This is a genomic window from Variovorax sp. RO1, from assembly GCF_002849325.1.
Taxonomy (GTDB): Bacteria; Pseudomonadota; Gammaproteobacteria; order Burkholderiales; family Burkholderiaceae_C; genus Variovorax.
Genome location: NZ_PKMT01000002.1, coordinates 459,423 through 482,171, shown reverse-complemented (window position 1 = coordinate 482,171; position 22,749 = coordinate 459,423). Strand labels below are relative to the sequence as shown.

21 protein-coding genes are annotated in these 22,749 nt (G+C 68.4%); 7 read left to right on the top strand and 14 right to left on the bottom strand.

Annotation, left to right across the window (positions count from 1 at the left end):
- Positions 1 to 3: 3 nt before the first annotated feature.
- Both clsB and CY658_RS13455 read right to left on the bottom strand, forming a co-directional pair.
- On the bottom strand, positions 4 to 1,287 hold the full coding sequence (gene clsB, locus CY658_RS13460; RefSeq protein ID WP_101491279.1) for a cardiolipin synthase ClsB: 1,284 nt from the start codon (positions 1,285 to 1,287) through the stop codon (positions 4 to 6).
- A 14-nt stretch (positions 1,288 to 1,301) separates the two neighbouring features.
- Positions 1,302 to 2,099, bottom strand: coding sequence for an endonuclease/exonuclease/phosphatase family protein (locus CY658_RS13455; RefSeq protein WP_101490692.1), 798 nt, complete (start codon positions 2,097 to 2,099; stop codon positions 1,302 to 1,304).
- 208 nt (positions 2,100 to 2,307) lie between these two features.
- On the opposite strand from CY658_RS13455, the gene CY658_RS13450 reads away from it, so the two are divergent.
- On the top strand, positions 2,308 to 2,682 hold the full coding sequence (locus tag CY658_RS13450) for a serine/threonine protein kinase (RefSeq protein ID WP_101490691.1): 375 nt from the start codon (positions 2,308 to 2,310) through the stop codon (positions 2,680 to 2,682).
- A gap of 105 nt (positions 2,683 to 2,787) precedes the next feature.
- On the opposite strand, the gene CY658_RS13445 is transcribed toward CY658_RS13450, so the two are convergent.
- From CY658_RS13445 to CY658_RS13410, 8 genes are all read right to left on the bottom strand, one after another.
- Positions 2,788 to 3,372, bottom strand: coding sequence for a Spy/CpxP family protein refolding chaperone (locus CY658_RS13445; protein ID WP_101490690.1), 585 nt, complete (start codon positions 3,370 to 3,372; stop codon positions 2,788 to 2,790).
- Between the two features lie 149 nt (positions 3,373 to 3,521).
- Positions 3,522 to 4,595 (bottom strand): flavodoxin family protein, encoded by a 1,074-nt coding sequence (locus CY658_RS13440; RefSeq protein ID WP_101490689.1) that lies wholly within the window; start codon positions 4,593 to 4,595, stop codon positions 3,522 to 3,524.
- Positions 4,596 to 4,672: 77 nt separating this feature from the next.
- Positions 4,673 to 5,563 carry a pirin family protein gene (locus CY658_RS13435; RefSeq protein ID WP_101491278.1) on the bottom strand — a complete coding sequence of 297 codons (891 nt, stop codon included), beginning with the start codon at positions 5,561 to 5,563 and terminating at the stop codon, positions 4,673 to 4,675.
- Between the two features lie 70 nt (positions 5,564 to 5,633).
- A complete protein-coding gene (locus CY658_RS13430; protein WP_101490688.1) occupies positions 5,634 to 6,398 on the bottom strand; it encodes a GNAT family N-acetyltransferase in 765 nt (254 codons plus the stop codon).
- Positions 6,395 to 7,642 (bottom strand): biosynthetic peptidoglycan transglycosylase, encoded by a 1,248-nt coding sequence (locus CY658_RS13425; protein ID WP_257884860.1) that lies wholly within the window; start codon positions 7,640 to 7,642, stop codon positions 6,395 to 6,397. Before CY658_RS13425 ends, CY658_RS13430 begins: the two co-directional genes overlap by 4 nt.
- A 34-nt stretch (positions 7,643 to 7,676) precedes the next feature.
- Positions 7,677 to 8,246, bottom strand: coding sequence for a hypothetical protein (locus CY658_RS13420; RefSeq protein ID WP_101490686.1), 570 nt, complete (start codon positions 8,244 to 8,246; stop codon positions 7,677 to 7,679).
- Positions 8,227 to 9,159, bottom strand: coding sequence for an exosortase Q (gene xrtQ, locus CY658_RS13415; protein ID WP_101490685.1), 933 nt, complete (start codon positions 9,157 to 9,159; stop codon positions 8,227 to 8,229). Before xrtQ ends, CY658_RS13420 begins: the two co-directional genes overlap by 20 nt.
- Positions 9,160 to 9,174: 15 nt before the next feature.
- Positions 9,175 to 11,235, bottom strand: a complete 2,061-nt coding sequence (locus CY658_RS13410; RefSeq protein WP_101490684.1) for a VIT and vWA domain-containing protein — start codon at positions 11,233 to 11,235, stop codon at positions 9,175 to 9,177.
- Positions 11,236 to 11,451: 216 nt separating this feature from the next.
- On the opposite strand from CY658_RS13410, the gene creD reads away from it, so the two are divergent.
- The 5 genes from creD (at position 11,452) to CY658_RS13380 (ending at position 18,362) form a co-directional block, all read left to right on the top strand.
- Positions 11,452 to 12,921, top strand: coding sequence for a cell envelope integrity protein CreD (creD, locus tag CY658_RS13405; protein WP_101490683.1), 1,470 nt, complete (start codon positions 11,452 to 11,454; stop codon positions 12,919 to 12,921).
- Positions 12,918 to 14,210, top strand: a complete 1,293-nt coding sequence (locus tag CY658_RS13400; RefSeq protein WP_101490682.1) for a glycoside hydrolase family 3 N-terminal domain-containing protein — start codon at positions 12,918 to 12,920, stop codon at positions 14,208 to 14,210. The genes creD and CY658_RS13400 overlap by 4 nt, the downstream gene beginning before the upstream one ends.
- Before the next feature lie 18 nt (positions 14,211 to 14,228).
- Positions 14,229 to 16,622: a penicillin-binding protein 1A gene (locus tag CY658_RS13395; protein WP_101490681.1), complete on the top strand. Its 2,394-nt coding sequence runs from the start codon at positions 14,229 to 14,231 to the stop codon at positions 16,620 to 16,622.
- Between the two features lie 210 nt (positions 16,623 to 16,832).
- The gene (locus CY658_RS13385; protein WP_101490680.1) at positions 16,833 to 17,438 is read left to right on the top strand and encodes a hypothetical protein; all 606 of its coding nucleotides are present in this window, start codon (positions 16,833 to 16,835) and stop codon (positions 17,436 to 17,438) included.
- Positions 17,439 to 17,447: 9 nt separating this feature from the next.
- Positions 17,448 to 18,362 carry an acyl-CoA desaturase gene (locus CY658_RS13380; protein ID WP_101490679.1) on the top strand — a complete coding sequence of 305 codons (915 nt, stop codon included), beginning with the start codon at positions 17,448 to 17,450 and terminating at the stop codon, positions 18,360 to 18,362.
- On the opposite strand, the gene creC is transcribed toward CY658_RS13380, so the two are convergent.
- Together creC and creB are read right to left on the bottom strand one after the other, a co-directional pair.
- Positions 18,356 to 19,798, bottom strand: a complete 1,443-nt coding sequence (gene creC / locus CY658_RS13375) for a two-component system sensor histidine kinase CreC (RefSeq protein ID WP_101490678.1) — start codon at positions 19,796 to 19,798, stop codon at positions 18,356 to 18,358. The genes CY658_RS13380 and creC overlap by 7 nt on opposite strands.
- Positions 19,795 to 20,589, bottom strand: a complete 795-nt coding sequence (gene creB, locus CY658_RS13370; RefSeq protein WP_101490677.1) for a two-component system response regulator CreB — start codon at positions 20,587 to 20,589, stop codon at positions 19,795 to 19,797. Before creB ends, creC begins: the two co-directional genes overlap by 4 nt.
- A gap of 569 nt (positions 20,590 to 21,158) precedes the next feature.
- Between creB and CY658_RS13365 the strand changes: the two genes are divergently transcribed.
- Positions 21,159 to 22,109, top strand: a complete 951-nt coding sequence (locus CY658_RS13365) for a YcjF family protein (protein WP_101490676.1) — start codon at positions 21,159 to 21,161, stop codon at positions 22,107 to 22,109.
- Positions 22,110 to 22,118: 9 nt separating this feature from the next.
- Here CY658_RS13365 and cueR read toward each other — a convergent pair whose 3' ends face one another.
- On the bottom strand, positions 22,119 to 22,538 hold the full coding sequence (gene cueR, locus CY658_RS13360; RefSeq protein WP_101491277.1) for a Cu(I)-responsive transcriptional regulator: 420 nt from the start codon (positions 22,536 to 22,538) through the stop codon (positions 22,119 to 22,121).
- A complete protein-coding gene (locus tag CY658_RS13355) occupies positions 22,538 to 22,732 on the bottom strand; it encodes a heavy-metal-associated domain-containing protein (protein WP_101490675.1) in 195 nt (64 codons plus the stop codon). The genes cueR and CY658_RS13355 overlap by 1 nt, the downstream gene beginning before the upstream one ends.
- Positions 22,733 to 22,749 lie beyond the last annotated feature (17 nt).

Here is a 22,749-nt window from a genome sequence, read left to right as displayed (position 1 = left end):
GGCTCATGCCGTCTCCGTGCGCGCCGTGCCTTCGTCGCTGTCGCGCCGCTTCTGCTGCTGCGCCATGAGGTCGGTCGCCTCGGCCGGCGTCAGGCGCGGCGCATGGCGCGGCAGCCGGTTGAGCCACGACGGGTACCAGCGCAAGAAGTGGAAGACGAAGAAGCTGCGCACCAACCGCCAGCCGCTCCATTCGCTGGCCAGGTCGTCCGCGCCGATCTGCTTGCAGCTGTGCTGCATGAGCTGGTCCATGCGCTCCCACAGCAGGTTGTTGAACGCGGTGTCGCGCACCACCACGTTGGCCTCGAGGTTGAGCGACAGGCTCAGCGGGTCGAGGTTGCTCGAGCCCACGGTGCTCCAGCGGTCGTCCATGAGCGCGACCTTGCCGTGCAGCGGGCGGTCGCAATACTCGTAGATGCGCACGCCCGCGTGCAGCAGGTGGTGGTAGAGCATGCCGGCGGCGGTCTTCACGATCGGCATGTCGGGCTCGCCCTGCAGGATGAGGCGCACATCGACGCCGCGCCGCGCGGCGCGTCGCAGCTCCTTGATGAGGCGGTAGCCAGGAAAGAAGTACGCGTTGGCGATCACGATGCGCTCGCGCGCGGCGCGGATCGCGGCGCGGTAGTGGCGCTCGATGTCGTTGGTGTGGCGGCGGTTGTCGCGCGTGACGAAGATCGCGTCGGCCTCGCCCGCTGCGGCCTGCAGTTGCGACGCAGGCGGTGCCTGCTTCAGCCTTCGCCGGAACCAGCCCACGCCCTTGCCGCCGACTGCAATCGCGCGCAGCACGAACTGGTGGATCTCGGCCACGATCGGCCCCGCCAGCTCGACCGCGTAGTCCTGCTTGGCCTTGGGGCCGAAGTCGAGCAGGTGGTCTTCGGAGTAGTTGATGCCGCCCACGAAGGCGCGCTCGCCGTCGACCACCACGATCTTGCGGTGCATGCGGCGGAACACGTTGAGCCGCTGGCCCAGAAAGCGCTGGCCCGGGTCGAACACCCGCACCTTGACGCCGGCCGTGGCCAGGCTTGCGAGGTACTCGCGCGAAAGATCGGGCGAGCCGAAGCCGTCGATCATCAGGTCGACCTTCACGCCGCGCAGCGCCGCCGCGCGCATGGCCGCATGCAGCGCCAGGCCCACCTTGTCCTCGAACAGGATGAAGGTCTCGATGATCACTTCGCGCTGCGCCGCACCAATGGCCTCGAACACGCGCGGAAAGAACTCCTCGCCGTTCTCCAGCAGGTCGATGCGGTTGCCGCCGGTCCAGTGGCCGGCGCGCTCGTGGGTGTCGCGCATGGGGGCCTCGGCGTTCACAGCTCGATGTCTGCCACCAGCGGGGCATGGTCCGACAGATGCGACCACGGCCGGCGCGGCAGCACCACGGGCGCGTGCACGCCCGCGTTGCGCACGTAGATGCGGTCCAGCGGCAGCAGCGGCAGTCGCGCCGGAAAGGTGCGCGCCGCGCGGCCGTGCGCATGCACGAACACCTCGCGCAGCGACGCGCCTTCGGCCAGCACGTCGTGTGCGCGGCTGCGCCAGTCGTTGAAGTCGCCCGCGACGATCAGCGGCGCGTCGGCCGGCACCTCGTCGCGCACGATGTGGCACAAGAGTTCCAGCTGCTGCTGGCGGTGCGACTCGGCCAGCCCGAGGTGTGCGCAGATCGCATGCACGTCGACCGTGCGACCGGGCAGGCGCAGCACGCAGTGCAGCAGGCCGCGCTTCTCGGGGCCGCTCACCGACACGTCGTGGTTGCGGTAATGCACGATCGGAAACTTCGACAACACGGCGTTGCCGTGGTGCCCCTTCGGATACACCGCGTTGCGCCCGTAGGCGAACTGCGGCCACATCGTGTCGGCCAGGAATTCGTAGTGCGGCGCCTCGGGCCAGTTGTTCACCGTGCGCGAATGGCGCACGTGCGTGCCCATCACCTCCTGCAGAAACACCACGTCCGCGCCCACCGTGCGCACCGCGTCACGCAGCTCCGGAAGAATGAAGCGGCGGTTGAGCGCCGTGAAGCCCTTGTGGGTGTTCACGGTCATGACCTTGAGCGAGGCCGGTGCGGCGGCGACAGCGGCCTCGGGCAGCGGGGAAGTGAAGGGGGAGGACATCGGTGCTGTCGTTGTACGTGGCCGCGCCCGCGCCGACTGTAGGAACGCGCCACCTTCTTCGCGTGCCTTTCACGCAAGGGCGACGGGCTCCTACAGGCAGGCCTGCCGCACCCCCACACAACGCCCGAAACGGGGCTCCTACGGTGGTTTCAAAGCCGATGCCATCGCGCTCGGTTTTGTGCCCTTTTTCATTTGCAAAGGAGCTTTGATGACCACCCTGCAACGCCTGACGATCCCTACCGCGCTGCTCGCCGCCCTGCTGGGCGCCGGCATCGCCCAGGCCCAGATGCCGACACCCGTCCAGCAACCCATGGCGGGCGACAGCTCGGTGCCCGCCTCGCGCGAAGCCGTGAAGGCCGAGGCCCGCGCTCAGAACCGCAACAACGCCAACAGCGTGGTGCCCAAGGGCGAGGCCAGCACCACCGTGAACCACCAGCCCAACGCGATGCCGTCGCCGACCGGCGAGCGCTCGCGCGCGGAAGTGCGCGCCGAGACGCAGCACGTGAAGCCGCGCTTCGGCCAGCCGGGTGAACGTCCGGCCGTGCCGACCAACCCGACCGAGAAGACGGGCACGCCGCAGTAACGCTGTCACGCTGCACGCGCCCACGAAAAAGCCCGCGATGCTTCACGCATCGCGGGCTTTTTCTTGCCCTTTTCTGGAGGCCGACCCCTTCAGCCGGCCGCCTGGTCAGCTCTTGGCAGGCGCTGCGCCGTGGTGGCCTTCATGACCGCCATGGCCGCGGTGCCCGCGATGGCCGTGGCCCGCGAACTTCGCGGTCTCGGCGTCGAAGGTCTTCTGCTGCTCGGGCGTCAGCGCTGCGTAGAAGGTCTTGGTCGCTTCGGCGCGCTTGGCGAACCGGGCGCTGCGCTCGGCCTGGCGGGCCTGCATGCGTTCCAGGCGCTGGGGCGTGGTCAGCTTGGCGAACTCGGCGCGGTCCATGCGCTGCGGGCGGGCTGCACCGGCCGGCGGCTGGCTGGCCTCGGTGAAGCTGCTCCATGCACCTTCCTGGGCACTGGTGAGCTTGAGCTTGTCCTTCAGCGCGGCCAGGCGCTTGGCACGGTGCTCCTTCATGCGCTCCATGCGCTGGGCCGGGTCCATGCGCTTGTGCTGCGCCTTGGGTGCGGCGGTGGCATCGGCGGGTGCGGTGGCGGCCGTGGGCGCGGCCGTCGAAGGCGTGGTGGCGGCCGGCGCTTGGGCGAAGGCGCCCGAAGAGGCGAGGGCGGCCGAGCCCAGCAGGCTGGCCCAGACGATGCGTTGGCGAAGAGAGATCATGAGAGTCGCTTCCTTTCGAAGAAGTCCGCCGCCAAAGGGCAGCGGGTGAGACGAAGTGTGGAGCGCCTCTGTAACGCGTCCGTGAGCCGCGAGTGAGCCTGCGTAAAGAAGCATGAACCGCAGCGCCGGTCTGCGGCCTGCAGCGTGACTTATTTGGGCCTCGGCGGCTTCAGCCCGCGGTCGGGTGCCTGCAGCTTGCCGGCGCGCAGCGCGGTCACCGCCAGCACCACAGCACGCGCGACGTTGCGCACTTCTTCCTGCACGTCGGCATCGGCGTCGAGCGCGTCGTGGCTGGTGGCATAGGGCGCGTAGTAGCCGATGTAGCGGTCGAGCCGTGCCTGCGCGCCCGCATCGACCAGGCCCATCCAGTCGAGCCAGTCCGTGAGGTTGCGGCGCAGGCCCTCGGGGCCGGCCACGTCGCCGTGCACCACCACCCCGTAGACGCGGCCTTCCAGGTGCTTCGGGTAGCCCCAGCCTTCGAGCTCCAGGGCCTTGGCCTCATCGGGCTTCTTGCCGTGCGTGCTGGTGGGGTCGGGGTTGCCGCCGTCGGCGCACACGAGGCGGTCGATCATGAGCTTGAGCGGGCTCGCGGCCTGGTACCAGTGCGTGGGCGTGAGCACGATCACGCCGTGCGCGGCCACCCAGCGTTCGTAGATCTCGTTCATCCAGTCGCCGGTCTGGCGCAGCGCATGGTTGGGGTAGCAGCTGCAGGGCCAGTGGCACAGCGGCATCGCAGTGGAGACGCAGCCCTTGCATGGGTGGATGTGGCGGCCGTAGTCGGAGGTGAGCCGGCTCAGGTCGAGCACGTCGACCTCGATGCCGCTGCCTTCGAGCACCTCGCGCGCGCACTGCGTGAGGCGCCAGGTCTTGGAGATTTCGCCGGGGCAGGTGCCGTCGTTGCGCGGCGAGCCGTTGACGAGCAGCACGCGCGAGCGCGTCTCGGGCCGGCCCCAGGCGTCCTGCGCCGCGTCGATGCGTGCGCGGGCGTCGAGCCAGTCAACCGAGAGTTCGTAGTCGGGGTCGGCATAGCCCGGGCCGGCACGGCGCGTCACGGGCGCCTTGCGGCCTTCGTCGTACGCTTGCCAGGCGATGTCTTCCAGGCGTTGCAGCGCCCCGGCCTCGGCCCGGAATGCCGGGTCGTGAAAGCTTTGCATGAAGCGGTCGTGGAACTCGGCGCGCTGCAGCATCGGCGGCGCCTGACCTTTGCGTATCGTGGGAGGCATGACCGCAATCTAGGCCGCGCACCCGCTCACGCGAACCGAACGTCGCGCCGTCTTTCGGTAGGCGAGCGACTACAGGCTCAACCCAGCTTGCCGTTCTGGAAGTCGTGCACCGCCTGCTTGATCTGTTCCTGCGTGTTCATCACGAAAGGGCCGTACTGCGCGATGGGCTCGTTCAGCGGCCGGCCCGCGATCAGCAGCGCCCTTGCCGGGCTGTGGTTGCTGGCGCCGGCGCGCAGCACGGTGCCGTCGCTGCCGGGATCGTTCGCGAGGATGGCCATGCGCCGCGTCGGCACCTCGCTGCCCGCGATCCACAGCGATTCGCGGAACACGTAGACCAGCGCGTTGTGGTCGTCCGGCAGCGGCTGCGCGAACTCGGCGCCGGGCGGCAGCGTGATGTCCAGGTACAGCGGCTCGGTGTGCGCGCGCTGCTCCGCGCCCGCGATGCCGTGGCTGGTGCCGGCGATCACGCGCACGTGCGCACCGCCGACGGTGGTGAACTCGGGGATCTCGCTGCTCTGGATGTCGCGGTACCAGGGCTCGCGCATCTTGTCTTTGGCTGGCAGGTTGAGCCAGAGCTGGAAGCCTTCCATGAGGCCTTCTTCCTGCTCGGGCAGCTCGCTGTGCACGAGGCCGCGGCCGGCCGTCATCCATTGCACGCCGCCGTTTTCGAGCAGGCCTTCGTGGCCCGCGCTGTCGCGGTGCCGCATGCGCCCGGCGATCATGTAGGTGACCGTCTCGAAGCCCCGGTGCGGGTGGTTCGGAAAGCCGCCGATGTAGTCGCCCGCGTTGTCGCTGCCGAAGGCATCGAGCATCAGGTAGGGGTCGAGCCGCTTCTGCAGCGGCTGCTGCAGCACGCGGGTGAGTTTGACGCCGTCGCCGTCACTGGTGGAAACACCGGCCACGATGTGGTCGATGCCGCGCGGGGTGGCGACGGGATCGGTGGGGTGGTGGGCATGAACGTTCGTCATGCCGCCCATGGTGGCACCAAAGCCCCGACCGCGCCACCGGTGGGGGCGCCCACTGCCGGTGGGGTTCAGCTCAGCGCGGCCACTGCTGGCGCTGCCAATAACAGTACTGCCAGCGGGTCTCGAAACCCGCGCGGCGGTACAGCGCCAGCGCCGGCTGGTTCTGCGCGTCGACCTGCAGGAACACGCGCTCGACCCCGCGTGCCAGTGCCGCCTGCGCCAGGCCTGCGAGCACGCGCCCGGCCAGGCCGCGCCCGCGTTGCGACTGCTCGGTGCGCATGCCGTGCACGCTGGCCCAGCCGTGGCCGAAGGCCATGGCGCCGGCCGCCACGGTGGCGCCGTTCTCGCGCACGCTGGCAAAGAGCGAGCCGGTGGCGCGCGACAGCGAACGCACGCGGTGCACGCCGTCGACCGGATCGAAACCCTCGCCGAGGAACAACGCGGCCCAATCCGGATCGGGCGACGCATCGACGTCAGCCAGCCGCACATCCCCCGCGACGAGGTCGCGCATGCGCCGCGCCGAGCCGGTCTGCACGCAGGTCGGGTGGTCGGCCATGTAGTGCCGGCGCGCGAGTTCGGCGCGCAGCGTGTCGAAGCAGGCGGCATCGGCCAGCCGCAGCGCGGGCGCGACCTGGCGGCTGTCGCAGCGGTCTTCGATGCGGTCGAGCGTGGCGGCATCGACCGCCTCGCGGTGCAGCGGCACGGCGGAGCGGGCGCGCTTGACGGTGCCGCGGTCGAAGGGCAGCAGCCAGCCGTCGAGCTCCTCGCAGGCTTCGGGCGCCACGGCCGCGACGGTGGCGCGTTCGATGGCTTCGATGTCGTGCGGGGCGATGCTCATTGCACGGCTTCCGGCGGTGCGTATTTGGCGGCGGCCACGTTCTTGAGCAGCGCCTCGCGCTGGTTGCGGCTGATGCCGCGCACGCTCTCGGCCACCCACTTGGTGCGGTCGGGATCGATCGTGCCGTCGCGCCGCCATTGCTCCAGCACGGCCTGCGGCTTGTGCAGCATGGCCGCGAGCCAGACGGCCTGCGCCGGTTCGAGCGTGCGCGCGCTGCGCTTGAAGTAGCGCCGCGCCGCGGCCTCGCCGCCGCAGAGGTTGCCGCCCCACGGGGCGTTGTCCAGGTACAGCTGCAGGATGCGGGCCTTGCCCAGCGTCTGCTCCATCTCGACCGCGTAGAGCAGCTCGCGCAGCTTGCGCTCGGCCGTGCGGTCGCTGCCGGTGACCAGCAGCTTGGCCAGCTGCTGCGTGAGCGTGCTGCCGCCGCGCCGGGTCTGGCCGGGCTTCTGGTTGTGGTCGATCGAGGCGAGGATTTCGGTCAGGTCGTAGCCGGCGTGGCTGAAGAAGCGCTGGTCTTCCGCCGCGATGACGGCGCGCGCCAGCCAGCTGTCGTTGGCCAGCTTGCCCGACGGGCCGCAGCTGGTGCGCGCGCCCAGCATGGCCTCGGTGCCCAGCCCCTCGACGGTGAACTGGCTGATGGCCGGCTGCACCGCGAAGGTGGCGTCGGGCAGCAGCAGCTGCGCCTGCAGCGCCAGCGTGCCGCCGATGCGGGCGCGCTGCAGCTCGGGCAACGCCGGCACCAGCACGGCGTACCAGCGGGCGATGGGCGCGTCTTGCACGCGGACGTCGAGCTGCAGGTTCTTCGGCGCGAGGCGGCCGGTCCAGGTGCCCTGCAGCAGCGCGTTGCCGTTGGCCGCCTCGGGCGTGGCCTCGAAGGTGCCAGCCAGCGTGTTGCCGTCGCGCCGCACGGTGGCCACCAGCCGCTCGACCTTGATCGGCTGCGTGCCGAGCGCGGGCACGTCGGCACTGCACGGCGCGCAGCGCATCTGCTGCTGGCCGGTTTTCTCGTCCCAGGTGAAATGCACGGTGCCGAAGCGGGTGTCGAGCGCATGGCCGTTCAGTCGCGGCGCGAACCACGAGGAGGTGGCCAGCCGCACCGCGGTCGGCACGCCGACCTCGAAGTCGAGCGGGCCGGCCTTGACCGTGGTGCTCCACTCGCCCGCGGAGGGGGCGAGGGCGATCTTGGCTATCAGGAAGATAGCCACCAGGGCTGTCAGCACCAGGGCCAGCAGCCCGTAAATCACGAATCTCAGGGTCTTCTTCACAAACGCGTTCTCATCACATCGGTCTTGCCACGGTGACAGCTTGCCATGGACCATGCGACTGGCCGCTGGCCGCCGCCCAGTACCAAGCCGAAGTGTCGGTGAAAGCCGTGCCTTGGGCATCGACGATGCGCTCGCAGACGCGGAAATTTGGCGTACCGTGCCGTTGCGCCACAAAACAGCGCCACATCCGCTCCTGCGCGTCGCGTTCCAGCCGCGCCTGCTCGATGCGGTAGCCCAGCGCGCGGTAGCAGTCGGCGGCCGGATGCAGCATGCGCGTAGGCCGGTTCACGGCGCGCATCACCAGCGTCTGGTGGCCGTCGGTCATGCGGCCGATGGCGCCCGGAAAGCGATCGGCAAAGCGCTGCTCGACCTCGCTCAGCGCCAGCGGGCGCAGCGGCACGCCGTCCCACTGGCTCGGCCATTCGTGGGAACCGACCGCGTCGGCCTCTTCGGCCGGCGCGCGCAGCGCCGCGGCGGCCGACCAGAGCACGCACAGCAGCATCGCCAGTGCGAACGCGCTCTTGTGGCCCACGCGGTTGATGAAATGGTTGGCGAACCAGCGCTCAACGAACGGTATCGACACGGCGGCCTCCTTCGGCGGTGATCAGGCCCGGCAGCGGGCGTTCGAGGTCGATGCGGGGCGCCACGCGCGCCGGCACCATGAGGCGCGCGATGGCGCCGCACACCACGGCCAGCAGCACCAGCCCCAGCGCGTTGTGCGCCCAGGGCGCGAGCGCGTGGCCGGCGCCTTCGAAGGCGATCAGCACGCTGTTGCGCACGATGTTGCCGGCCAGCACCAGCAGCCCGACGGCCGGCAGGCGGCGCAGGAAGGCGCGGTCGCCGCGCCGCGCCCACAGCGCGACCGCGCAGGCCGTGAAGTAGCCCAGCCACACCATCTGCACGCCCGAGCAGGGCGCGTCGACGATCACCAGGCGGCCGTCGACCATCAGCGTCGCGCCTTCGCGCGCCACCTCGAAACCCGGCGCCAGCAGCCAGCGGCTGGCCTCGGCCGTCACCACGCGCAGCGGGTAGCCCGCGTAGAACTGCAGCGACGACAGCAACGGCAGCGCCAGCACCGACAGCCCGGCCACCGGCAGCGCCGCCACGCCGCGCGGCAAGAAGGCCAGCAGCCCGGCCGCGAGCGACAACACCGCCACCAGGCCCGAGGCCAGCGGCGGCAGCGCGGGCAGGCCACCGAGCCCCGTACGCAGCAGCGTGGCGAGCACGGTGCCGACGCCGGCCAGCGCGAGCCAGCCCAGGCGCGGCGAAGCGCGCAGCTCGCGCCGGCACTGCCAAGCGAGCGCGGCCAACGCGACCAGCGCCACGAGCCCCAGCGGATCGTCGGAGCCGTCCTGCAGGCGGCGGGCCATCCAGACCCAGGTGGGCGCAAGCGCGGCGCACTGCAGCGCGAGCCAGCCGAAGGCCGGCGTGCGGTCGATGCGGATGGCCCAGTCCACGACGCGCGGATGGTGATGGGCCAGGGTTGCCAGAGACATGGTCGTGCGTCCTGTTCAGGCGGTAAAACGGCGCGGGTCGTTGCGGCGTGCGCGGCGGCGCAGCATGGCCAGCATCGACAGCACGACGGCGATCGCGCCCAGCGTTTCCGGCTCCGGCGTGCTCGGCACCTCGGCGCCCAGTGCCAGGTCGCTCACGCCCTGCGGCATCGGCAGCGGCTGGTTCACGTCCACGCTGTTCTGCGGCGCCACGTTGCGCACCACCTTGTCCACCGCGATGAAGCTGGTGTACTGCGTGAGCAGGCTGTACTTCAGGCCCAGCTCGGTGATGCGGTCCTTGAAGGCGGCGCTGCCTTCGAGCGCTTCCTGGTCGCTCAGGCTCTGGATGCGGTGGCGTGCCCACAGCGTGCGCAGCGCGGCGGTGTCCTGGCGCGTCTGCGGCGTGATGCGCACTTCCTCGCGGTACGGGCCGGTGGCGCTCTGGCCTTCGATGATCACACGGCCCTTGGCCTCACCACGCCACTTGCCGAACACGATCACCGGGCGCTCGCCCAGCACGTCGGGCAGCGCCTGCGGCTCCACGTCGTACACATCGAGGCCGCCGAAGGTGGCCTTCACGTTCGTGAGCACGGGTAACTCCACCATGCGGCGGAAACGCGCGGCCTGCTCGGGCGCCTGCACCGGGTCGGTGATGATGAAAGGCTCGCCCATGCCGGCGCGTGCAATGCCTTCCATGAGGCTGCGGTTCACCGACGAGCCGATGCCGAAGGCGAACACGTTGGCTTTGGAGAGGTTGTTGCGCACCAGCTCGAAGGCTTCGCGCTCGACCGTCACGTAGCCGTCGGTCACCACCACCACGCTGCGCGACACGTTCGCGGCCTTGGGTTCGGCGTACACGCGCTTGAGCGCCGGAATCAGCTCGGTGCTGCCGCTGCCGCTGTAGTTCTTGATCGTGGCGAGCGCCTGCTCGATGTTGGCGCGCGTGGCCGGTACCGACTGCGGCGACAGCATCTTGTTGCTGCCCGAGAACAGCAGCACGTTGAAGGTGTCGCTGGGGCGCAGGCCGCCGATCAGGCGTTCGAGCACGGTCTTGGCGGTGTCCAGCGGAAAGCCGTGCATCGAGCCCGAGATGTCGACCACGAAGATGTAGTCGCGCGGCGAGATGGCGCTGGCGGCGACGGCCTTGGGCGGCTCGACCATCGCGAGGAAGAAGTTTTCTGCGTTCTCCCCCTGGCCCTTGTAGAGCATGAGACCCGATTCGATCTTCTCGCCCGCCAGGCGGTAGTCGAGCACGAAGTCGCGGTTGTCGGCGGGGCGGCCGTCAGCGCTCAGCGTGATGTCCGCGTGCTGGTCTTCGTCACGCTTCTTCACGTCGATGGTGTGCGTGGCCGAGCGGATTTCCTTCAGGCCCATCGGCGTGTCGATGCTCACCGTGAGCTTGAAGCTGGTGCTCGGTGCCACGCCGGCACGCAGCGTGGGCTGCGCCGGCCACTTGGCCTGTGCGTTCTCCGACTGCGGGCTGTTGTAGCGCGGGCCGACCACGGTCGGAAACACGAACTGGTAGTTGCCCGACTGCGGCACCAGCAGCTCGGTGTAGCGCAGCTCCACCTTCACGTCGTCGCCCGGCAGGATGTTGGCGACGTTCATCTGGAACACGTTGGGCAGGTGCTGCTCGAGCAGCGCGGCGGTCTTGCCTTCCTTCTTGGCGGTGTCGTATTCGATCTTGGCTTGCTGCTTCTCGCGGATCTGCGCCGTGATGAGGCGGTCGGCCAGGCGCACGTTGAGGCCGCTCACCGCCGCCTTGGTGGAACCCGGGAACACGTACTTCGCCTCGATGGCGCGCTGGCCTTCGTTGCGGTAGGTCTGCGTGACCGTGACGTCGGCGATCACGCCCGAAATCCTGACCGAGACCTCGGTGCCCTTCAGCGGCAGGCGGTCGACCGAGGGGTCGTCGCTCTTGACGAAGAAGTACGGGCTCTCGGTCTTCAGGCGCGGACCGGCGGGCGCTTCCTGCGCGTGGACCGGGCGGGCGCCCATGGCGATGAAACCCACGGTCGCCAGGCTCACGGTGGCGAGCCAGAGCCAACGGCCGGGGCGTGGGGTGGTGGGGGTGTCCATGGCGGGTGTCCTTCTGCGTGCGAACTTGCACAGCCCTCACTGTCGTGAGCGTGCGAGAAGGCAGTTGGAAGACGCGTTGAAGTCGCCACAACCGAATGCGCCGCTGTGTGAAGTCTGTGTGAAGTGCGCCGCGCGGCGGCTTCATACGGCCTTCGGATCGGGCGCAGAGCATCGGCGCCTCATCACGAAAAAACCCGGAAAAGAGGGGAGAAACCCATGCTTCAACTGTTGAAGGCCCTGCAGAGCTCGGTGCTGGTCAAGGTGGCCGGCCTGTTCTTCCTGCTGCTGGTGCTGTGCATTCCGCTGGCACGGATCGACGACCTGAACCGCGCCCGTGGCGAGAGCCAGCGAGAGGCCGCGAACGAACTTGCCGAGTCTTACGCCGGGCCGCAAACCATGGTCGGTCCCGTGCTGCTGGTGCCGTATGTGGAGCGCTGGATGGAGCCGCTGCGCGACGCGCAGGGCAAGGTGATCGGCCAGGCCCCGCAGAGCAAGGAGATGACGCACGCCGTGTTCCCCGACAAGCTGAACATCGAAGGCAGCATGGCCACGCAGGAGCGCTACCGCGGCATCTTCCGCATTCCGTTCTACACCCTGACGGCCGCGCTCGGCGGCGGCTTCACGGGCTTCGACCCGCGGTCCGTGCCGCACAGCGAAAGCGATTCGTCGATCGAGTTCCGCCCGCCGCTGATCGCCTTCCACGTGAGCGACCTGCGCGGCCTCGACGGCTCGCCCGCGCTCACGATCGAAGGCGAAGCGCTGCGCTTTCGCCAGCGCGTGCCCGGCCTGCCCGACCACGCCACGTACGCCGACGGCATCCACGCGCCGCTCGCGGGCGCCGCGCTCGCCGCGTGGCAGGCGGGCAAGCCGCTCACCTTCGACATGAAGCTCTCGCTGGTGGGCCAGGACACGCTCTCGATAGTGCCGATCGCCGAGGAAACCACCGCGCACCTGCGTTCGCCGTGGGCGCACCCCAGCTTCGGCGGGCGCTTTCTTGCCACGCAGCGCAAGGTCACGCCGCAAGGCTTCGACGCGCACTGGCGCGTGTCTTCGCTCGTGACCACGGCGCGCGAACAGGTGCGCGCCGGCCTGTCGGGCGGTGAAGGCGATGCCGCGCAGAACGCCGCGGCCGCCGTCGTGCGCACGGCGTCCACGCCGCGGCATGTCTCGGGCCCGCTGCAGACCTTCGACGTGTCGCTCGCGCAGCCCGTCAACGTGTATTCGATGAGCACGCGCGCCGGCAAATACGGCGCACTGTTCATCGGCCTGGTGCTGATGGCGGCCTTCATGTTCGAGCTGTTCCGCAAGCTGCGCCTGCACCCGGTGCAGTACGGGCTGGTGGGCCTGTCGATTGCGCTGTTCTTTTTGCTGCTGCTCGCGCTGTCGGAAAAGTTCGCCTTCCACTTCGCCTACGCGGGCGCGGCCGGTGCGAGCGTGGCGCTGCTGGCCGTGTACTTCAGCGCGGTGCTCGGCGGCTGGCAACGCGGCCTGTCGTTTGCCGCCTTCGTGGCGCTGCTGTACGGCGCGCTCTACGGCCTGCTGGCCTCGGAAAGCAATGCGCTGCTGCTGGGCGCACTGCTGATCTTCGGCATGCTGGCCACGCTGATGCTCGTGACGCGCAAGGTCGACTGGTATGCGCTGTCGCGCCGCAACGAGGCCGCCCCGGCGGCCACGGTGGACGCATGAAACTGCTGCGCGCGGTCCCCGGCGTGCTCGGCTGGCTGGTGCTGGCCGTGCTGTGCGCCTGGGCCTGGCACCTGAAGGACCCGCACCTGCGCTTCCTGCGCGAGGAGGAGCTACCGCTGCTGCTCGCCGCGCTGTGCGCCAGCGGCGCGATCGCCTGGCGCAGCGCGCGCGGCGCACGCCGTGTCGTGGCGCTGGCCCTGACGGTCGGTGCGACGCTGACGGCACTGGGCCACGAGCTGGCCTCGCGCCAGCACCGGCTGGAAGTGAACGCGGCCGCGGGCCCGGTGGCGCAAGCACTCGGTGCGCGCTTCATCGTCGGGTATGACGATGCGAACGACCTGCGCGAGCTGGCGCGCCGGGGCCTGATCGGCGGCATCTTCGTCACCGGCCGCAATGTGAGAGGCCGCAGCGCTGAAACGCTGCGCGCGGAAATCGCCAGCCTGCAGGCGCTGCGACAGGCGGCCGGCCTGCCGCCGCTGGTGGTGGCGACCGACCAGGAAGGCGGCGGCGTCTCGCGCCTCTCGCCGATGGTGCCGCACCAGCCGGCGCTCGCCAGCCTGCTCGACGCCGACGTGCCCGCACACGAACTGTTGCAACGTGCCCGCGCCTACGGCGCGCAGCAGGGCGGGGCGCTCGCCGCGCTGGGCATCACGCTGAACTTCAGCCCCGTGGTCGACCTGCGTCCCGGCCGCGCCCCGGGCCGCTGGGACCTGCACACCCGCATCGAGGAACGCGCCATTTCGAGCGACCCCGAAGTCACCGCGCAGGTGGCGCTCGCTTACGAGCAAGGCCTTGAATCGGCTGGCGTGCGCGGCACGCTCAAGCACTTTCCCGGCCTGGCCGGCGTGACCGAAGACACGCACCACATCGGCGCCGAACTGCGCACGCCCGTGGCCCGACTCGCCGCGCACGACTGGAAGCCGTTTCAAGACGTGTCGAAACATTCGGATGCCGCGATCATGCTGGCCCATGTCATCCTTGGGGAACTCGACGCGGACGCGCCGGTCTCTTTCTCACGCAAAATCGTGCGGCAGGTGATTCGAGGCGAATGGGGCTTTCAGGGCCTGCTCGTCACCGACGACCTCACGATGGGCGGGGCCTACAACCGAGGTCTTTGCAACGCCACCCTGGGCGCACTCGACGCCGGGGTGGACCTGCTGCTCATCGCCTACGACCACGACAAGTATTTCGATGCCATGCACTGCGCGCTGGAAGGCGTGCGGCGCGGCGCGCTCGATCCCCGGGTGACGGAACGCCCGCGCGCGCCACGGCTCCAACCTCTTCGCTAGCCCCCTGGCCCCATCCCAATGTCCCAAGAACCTCGTTCGTCCCAACCCGCCGGTGCGCTGCGCCAGCTCCCCTGGAAACGCATCGCCGGCTGGAGCGCCGTCGTGGCCGGTGCCGGCGCCGTGGTGCTGCTGGGCGCCGCCATCGTGGGGGTGGTCGCCATCTACCCGAAGCTGCCCGACATCTCCGAGCTGGCCGACTACCGGCCCAAGCTGCCGCTGCGCGTGTACACCACCGAAGGCACGCTGATCGGCGAATTCGGCGAGGAGCGCCGCAACCTCACGCCCTTCGCGAACATTCCGAAGGTCATGAAAGATGCCGTGCTGGCCGTGGAAGACGCGCGCTTCTACGACCACGGCGGCGTGGACTACAAGGGCTTCGCGCGCGCGGCCGTGGCCAGCTTCAAGGGCGGTCGCAAGCAGGGCGCCTCGACCATCACGATGCAGGTGGCGCGCAACGTCTACCTGAGCTCGGAACGCACGCTGAGCCGCAAGGCGTCGGAGATCGTGCTGGCCTTCCGGCTCGAGCAGCAGCTCAGCAAGGACCAGATCCTCGAGATTTACCTGAACCAGATCTACCTGGGCAATCGCGCCTACGGTTTTGCCGCTGCCTCCGAGGCCTACTTCGGCAAGCCGCTGCAGCAGGTAACCATTGCCGAGGCCGCCATGCTCGCCGGCCTGCCGAAAGCGCCCGGTGCCAACAACCCCGTGGCCAACCCGCGCCGCGCGCGGGCGCGCCAGCTCTACGTGATCGACCGCATGCACGAAACCGGCTTCATCACCGCCGAGCAGGCGGCCGAGGCCAAGAAGGAAGAGCTGCACCTGCGCGACGCCGCCGACCCGAACCGGCTGCACGCCGAGTACGTGGCCGAAACGGTGCGCCAGATGATGTACGCGCAGTACGGCGACAGCATCTACACCAGCGGCATGAAGGTCTACACCTCGCTGGTCGCGGCCGACCAGGCGGCGGCGTACAAGTCGCTGCGCAAGGGCATCATGGATTACGAGCGCCGTCAGGTGTACCGCGGCCCCGAGAAGTTCGTCGACCTGCCGGCCAGCGGCCAGAAGGAGATCGACGAGGCCGTCGACGAAGCGCTGGCCGAGCACCCCGACAACGGCGACGTGATCTCGGCCGTGGTGCTGGAAGCCAGCGCCAAGGAAGTGACCGTGGTGCGCGCCAACGGCGAAGCCTTCGAAATCTCGGGCGAGGGCCTGAAGCCCGCGCAGTCGGGCCTGGCCGCGAAGGCAGCGCCCAACATCAAGATCCGCCGCGGCGCCGTGATCCGCGTGGCGAAGACGCCGAAGAACACCTGGGAAATCACGCAGCTGCCCGAAGTGGAAGGCGCCTTCATCGCCATGGACCCGCGCAGCGGCGCCATCACCGCGCTGGTCGGCGGCTTCGACTTCGGCAAGAACAAGTTCAACCACGTGTCGCAGGCCTGGCGCCAGCCGGGCTCGAGCTTCAAGCCTTTCATTTATTCGGCCGCGCTCGAAAAGGGCTTCACGCCCGCCACCGTGGTGAACGACGCGCCGCTGGTCTTCGACGCCGGCGTCAACGGCGGCCAGCCCTGGGACCCGAAGAACTTCGACGGCACTTTCGAAGGCCCGATGCCGCTGCGCAACGCGCTCATGAAGTCGAAGAACCTGGTCACGCTGCGCGTGCTGCAGTCGATCGGCGCGCCCTACGCGCAAGACTGGGTCACCAAGTTCGGCTTCGACAAGGACAAGCACCCGGCCAACCTGCCGATGGGCCTGGGCGCCGGTTCGGTCACGCCGATGCAGATGGCGGTGGGCTATTCGGTGTTCGCCAACGGCGGCTACCGTGTGAACCCGTACCTCGTGACCCGCGTCACCGACCTCAAGGACAAGGTACTGATGGAAACCGAGCCCCCGGCGCTCGACGAAAGCCGCCGCGCCATTCCCGCACGCAACGCCTTCGTCATGGAATCGTTGCTGCAGAGCGTGGTCAAGGGCGGCTCCGGCTTCAAGGCCTACCAGGCGCTCAAGCGTGACGACCTCTTCGGCAAGACCGGCACCACCAACGACTCGTTCGACACCTGGTTCGCGGGCTTCCAGCCGACGCGCGTGGGCATCGCCTGGGTCGGCTACGACACGCCGCGCCAGCTCGGCGTGCGCGGCGAAACCGGCGGCAGCCTGAGCCTGCCGATCTGGACCGGCTACATGCAGTCGGCGCTGCGCGGCGTGCCCGTGATGCTGCCGGCCGAGCCGGCCGGCGTGGTCAGCATCGACGGCGAGTGGTACTTCGACGACTTCACGCCGGGCCACAACGTGGCGAGCCTGGGCCTGGAAAGCACCGAGCAGCCGATACAGCCGGTGGAGGTGCTGACGGGCGCGCCCATCGGTGCGCCGCCGCCACCCGAGGAACGCAACCGCATCCTCGATTTCTTCAGGTAACGGCACTCCCCCAGGCTACGCGCACTTCGTGTCGCTTCGCCAACCCCCTCGCCGGGGGCAACACCAGCGGCCCGGCAAAGCCGGTTCCGCGGTGTTTCACGAAAAGACGATCCAGCAGAGGAAAACGCGGGCGGTCTGCGGTGCCTACACTCGGTGCCGCGGCCCCCGCGATTTTTTGTCTTTTCTCTTCTCTCCCCTTTTCTCGCATCCATGGAAATCCTCACCCTGGTGGCACTCATTGCCGCTGGCTTCTACATCCTGAAGTCCAAGGAACAGCGCCAGCGCATCGCGCTGCTCGGTCGCCATCTGGGCCGCTACCAGATCGAAAAGCTGATGGAGAGCCTGACCCAGGGCTACCTGCGCTGCCTCGGCGAAGACGACGCCGAGCGCCGCCAGCAGATCTGGCACCTGCTCGACAGCACCGAGGAAAAACTCGCCGCCCAGTTCGAGACCTTCGCCGCCGACCTGGCGCGCGAACCCGAAGCCGACACGCGCGTGAGCCGTCTGCCGGTGGCCTTGCCGTTCGCCACCACGCTGTTCCCGTCCACGAGCTTCGACCTGCGCGAAGCGCTGCGCATTCACGCGCGCGGCATCGCGGGCGTGGCGAAAAATGCGGCAGGCCGTTCGCCGAAATCGAAGGCCTTCACGATGTCGGCCGAGCTGTTCTTGATGCAGCACACCTGCCACTGGTTCTGCAAATCGAAGGCCGTGGCCTCGGCGCGCATGCTGACGCGGCACCAGACCTCGTACGAGCAATTGCTCGAAGCCGTGAGCCCCGAAACGCGCGAGGCCTACCGCGTGCTGGTCGGGACCTGAGGTTTTGCCATGCTGCTCGCGGGCCTCGATCACCATCGTGTCCATGCCGAGCAAGCAGCCTTCGTTCTTGAAGGGGACGTTCGCTACGCCCCCGGAAAATCGCTCTGGTTTTCAGGCATGGTGGGTGCGGCGCTGGTCGGAGGCAGCCTGTTCTTTCGCTGGGATGCGGTGGCGCTGTTCATCGTCAGCACCGGCTTCGTGCTGCTCTTCGGCCATTCCCTGGGCAGCCATCGCCAGCTGATTCACCACAGCTTTGAGTGCCCCCGATGGTTGCGCTGCGCCCTGATCTACTGCGGCGTTCTGGTCGGCTTGGCCGGACCGCTGGGCATTCTTCGCCAGCACGAGTTGCGCGACTACGCGCAGCGTCTGCCCACATGCCACGACTACCTGCGCCACGGACGGGGTTTCTGGACCGACGCGTGGTGGCAGCTGCATTGCGAACTGCATCTGCACCGACCACCACGTCTCGAGGTCGAAGCGCTCATCGCGAATGATCGCTTCCTGTGGTGGCTGGAAAAAACCTGGATGCTGCAGCAACTGCCGCCCGCCATTCTTTTCTACCTTTGGGGCGGCTGGTCGTTCGTCTTCTGGGGCGTGTGCGCCCGCGTCACCGCGGGCGTGCTCGGGCATTGGCTGATCGGCTGGTTCGCGCACAACCGCGGCGCGATGAACTACGAAGTGCGAGGCGCTGCCGTGCAGGGCCGGAACATTCCCTGGACCTCGCTGCTGACGATGGGCGAGAACTGGCACAACAACCACCACGCCTTTCCCGGTTCTGCCCGGCTGGGCCTGGCGCCCGGCGAGTGGGATCCGGGTTGGTGGATGCTGAAGCTGCTCGAACGCTGCGGGCTCGTATGGAACCTGCGCTTGCCCGATGCGCTCCCGCCGCGCCCCGAACTCGCGGTGCTCGCCCCTCGTCAGTGATGCGTTGACAGCAGCGGCAGCGTGAGCGTCGCCACGGCGCCGCCGCGCGTCGCATTGCCCAGGTCGATGCGGCCCCGGTGCAGGGTCGCAATTTCCTTCACGAACGCCAGCCCGAGCCCCGTGCTTTTCTTCTGGCTGTGCGGCCGGGCGAGCGAATAGAACTTCTCGAAGACCTTGTCCTGCGCGTAGTCCGGAATGCCCGGGCCGTGGTCGCGCACGTTGATGCGCGCCAGACGCGAGGTGGTTTCCAGCGTCAGCAGCACCTCGCTGTCGGGCGGTGAAAAGTCGAGCGCGTTGTCGAGCAGATTGCTGATCGCGCGGCGCAGCAGAAACGGATCGCCTTCAACCCGCGCGGGCTCCCGAATGTTCACGATGAGCCGGATGCCGCGCCGCGACGCAGCGGGTTGGGCGCTGCCCGCGATGTCTTCGATCAACGGGCCCAACGCCACCGGTTCGGTGCGGTCGAGGGTGCGCCGCGTTTCGAGCGCGGTGAGCTCCATCATGCGGTCGACGATTTCCTGGATGCGCTGGGTTTCGCGTTCGATGTTCTTCAGAAAACGTTCGCGCTGGTCGTGCGGCATCTGCGGTTCCTGCAGCAGCTCGGCCGCGCCGCGAATCGCCGAGAGCGGGCTCTTCACTTCGTGCGTGAAGGTCTGCACGTAGTCGGCCACGTAGTTGCGTCCGGTGAGCGCGTCGCGCATCTCGCCGAAGCCGGTGCGCACCGCATCGACCGCGCGCCGCGCCATGCGCGACAGGCTCAGGCTGCGCTGCGCGCGCACCCAGGTCCAGTAGTCGCGGATCAGGCCGAAGGGCCGCACCAGCCAGATCGAGACGATCACGGTGAGCAGCAGCAGCGCCAGTGCCGAACCGACGCCGACCCAGATGGTGCGCACGCGTGCGTCTTCAACGAACTGGCCGAAGCTCTGCACCGGCTTGCCGACGCTGACGACGCCGACGATCTCGTCGTTCCAGCGGATCGGTGCGCCGACGTACATCACCGAGGTGCGCGGGTCGCCGTCGACGTCGCGCGAGGTGCGCGCGCCGTACAGGCCGCCGAGCGTGCGTTTCACGTCGCTCCACTGCGAGTAGTCGTTGCCCAGGTGGCGGCCGAGTGAATCGAACATCACGCGGCCGGTGCGGTCGGTGACGTACACGCGCAGCTCGACCCGGCTCTTGTGCAGGTTGTAGATCTGGGCCGAGAACTCGCGCGTGTAGACGCTGCGAAACAGCGGCTCCAGCCGCGCCGTGTTGATGGCGCCGGCGATCACGTCCTGCTCGACCAGGCTGGCCATGAGCTGCGAAGTTTCGACCAGTGATTCTTCGGCCGACTCGCGGTAGCGCGGGTCGATGTCGGAGACGACGCGGTACAGCAGGAAGGCGATGCCCGCCGTGTAGATCAGCAGGATGCCGATGAAGATCCGCGTGCGCCGCGTCATGCCCTGCTGGCAGGCAGATCTTCGTGCAGCGCGTAGCCGGTGCCGCGCAGGGTGCGGATCGGCTCGACCTCGGGCGCGATGGTCTTGAGCTTGGCGCGCAGCGTCTTGATGTGCGCGTCGACGGTGCGGTCGAAGCTGTCGCTGGCGTCGTCCCAGACGAGCTGGAGCAGTTCGTCGCGCGTGAACACGCGCCCCGGGCGCTGGACCATGAGTTTCAGCAGGCCGTATTCGTAGCGCGAGAGTTCCAGCAGCCGTCCGTAGTAACGGATTTGCATGCGCTCGCTGTCGAGCGCAAAGGGTGTTGCAGGGGTCTGTGGCGCCGCTGGAGGCGGCGCCGGCGCGTTTTGAGGAAGTACCCCATGGTTTGGCGCCGCGGCCGCTGGCGGGCTTCCTGGGCCGTTTCTGGCGCTGCGTCGCAGGATGGTTCGCACCCGGGCGACCAGCTCTCGCGGGGAGAACGGCTTGGCGATGTAGTCGTCCGCACCCAGTTCGAGGCCCACCACGCGGTCTATTTCGTCGCTGCGGGCCGTCAAAAACACCATCGGTACCTCCGGGCCGCCCATCGACTGATTCAGCGCCTGGAGGCGTTTGAAGAGCTCGAAGCCGTTCAGGTCGGGCAATCCGATGTCGAGGATCGCGAGCGCAGGGCGCTCTTGCGCGAACTGCGCGATGGCTTCTTCGGCCGTGGCGCACCACACCGGCTGGAAGCCGTCGCTGCTCAAAACGTACTGGAGCGTGTCGGCGATGCCCGATTCGTCTTCGGCAATCAGGATCCGGGGTTTGAAGCTCATCCGGCGATGTTAGCGAGGCCCAAGGACGACCCGTGCCCGGTTTTTCGCCCGAGGCGCCGGGGACCGGCGCGGCCTTTCGCGGCTTTTTTTTTCGGGCGAGGCTTGTCCTCTTCCTGTCTTCTTATTCTTCTTATTCAAATTAGTAGTAGTAGATAAGGGTCGCCCTCGTCTGTGGAAAGGTCACTTTTTCCTTGACGTGACAACGACTTGCCATGCCTGCGTCACTGTGCGCACCCCCGCTTCCGTGATGTACCCGCAACTTGGACAACATTGGGTAACCCGCCGGCCCTGTGGATAACCGATGGCTTGTGCCAGAACTCTCCCCAGAGTTGTCCTTTGACAGCCTTCCACAATTCTGCGAAAGGCGGTTTTCGGACAAAGAAATCAAGTGCCTGTTATTTGGGCAGGTTGTAGATTTCCCTTGTAAATCAATGACTTGCAACGCCCCTACAGAGCAGTGCCGGGGTTACCCACAGAGTTGTCCCAGTTTTGTGGGGAGAACGCGAAGCGGAACCTTCGGGCGCGGTGCGGACCCAATCCGTTCCTTCACATGACGAAAAAACTCGAACATGACACCTTCTGAAACAAAAGCGATCGTCACCCTGAGCCTGCTGGCGGCCTTCGTCGACGGCGAAAAGCACGAACGCGAGCGCGCCGAGATCAAGCGCATCGCCGAGGGCCTGTCGCAGGCCGACGGCGTGAACCTGCCGACGATCTATCAGGACGTGCTCATGAAGCGGGTGTCGCTGGCCTCGGTGGCCGGCGAGCTGAAAAGCGCTGAGTCGCGGCAGCTGGCGTACGAGATGGCGGTGTGCATGTGCGACGCCGATGGCGTGCAGTCGGAGCCGGAGCGGCTCTTTTTGATGGACGTGCGCAGCTCGCTCGGCCTGGACGCCTCGGCGGCGCAGTTCTCGCAGCGGGCGGAAGACATTGCCGCCGCGGTGCCGGCGGCTGTGGCGGTGACGGCCGCAACGGCAGCAGTCCCCGCGGCGCCGCAGGCGCCCGACAGCACCGAGCTGGACCGCGCGATCCTCAACGCCGCCATCCTCAACGGCGCGCTCGAGCTGCTGCCCGAGACGCTGTCGACCATGGCGATCATTCCGCTGCAGATGAAGCTGGTCTACCGCATCGGGCAGGCGCACGGCTACCAGCTGGACACCGGCCACATCAAGGATTTCCTGGCCACCGTGGGCGTGGGCCTGACCTCGCAGTACCTGGAGCAGGCCGGGCGCAAGCTGCTCGGCGGCTTGCTGGGCAAGGTCGGCGGCGGCCTCCTGGGCGGACTCGGCAAGCAGGCCGTGAGTTCGGGCATGAGCTTCGCGTCGACCTATGCGCTGGGCCATGTGGCCAAGCGCTACTACGCGGGCGGCCGCACGCTGTCCACGCAGATGCTGAAGGACGCGTTTTCCAACGTGGTGAAGGAAGGGCAGGGCCTGCAGACGCAGTACCTGCCGGCGATCCAGGAACGCGCGCGCACGCTGGACACGAGCCAGGTACTGTCGCTCGTTAAAAACGCCTGATCTAGCGGTCTAGACCTGACTCAGGTCGTCCAGGATCGGGCAGTCGGGCCGCGCATCGCCATGGCAGCAATGCACGAGGTGCGCGAGCGTGCTGCGCATCGACTGCATGTCGGCGATGCGCTGCTCCAGTTCACTGAGGTGCTTTTCGGCGATGCGCTTCACGCTCGAGCTGGCGCGGCGGCGGTTGTGCCACAGGCCGACCAGTTCGGCGATTTCTTCCATCGAAAAACCGAGATCGCGTGAGCGCTTGATGAAGCGCAGCGTGTGGATGTCGGCGTCGTTGTACTGACGGTAGCCGCTCTCGGTGCGCGCCACCGCCGGCAGCAGGCCCAGGCCTTCGTAGTGGCGCACCATGCGCGCCGACACGCCCGACAGCCGCGCGGCCTCGCCGATGGCCACCTGGCGGCCGGAGGCTGTGGTCGCCGCCATCATTGAACCATGTAGCCGGCGTTCTCGATCGCGGCCACGATGTCCTGGCGCGGCTGCTGGCTCAACACGTCCACATGGCCGGTTTCAAGATCGACCGTGACCTGCGCATGCGGATCGACCGTCTGTACCGCGTCTTGCACCGCGTCCACGCAGTGGCCGCAGCTCATGCCGGAGACCTGGAATTTCTGGCTCATCGTCGTTGCTCCTTGTG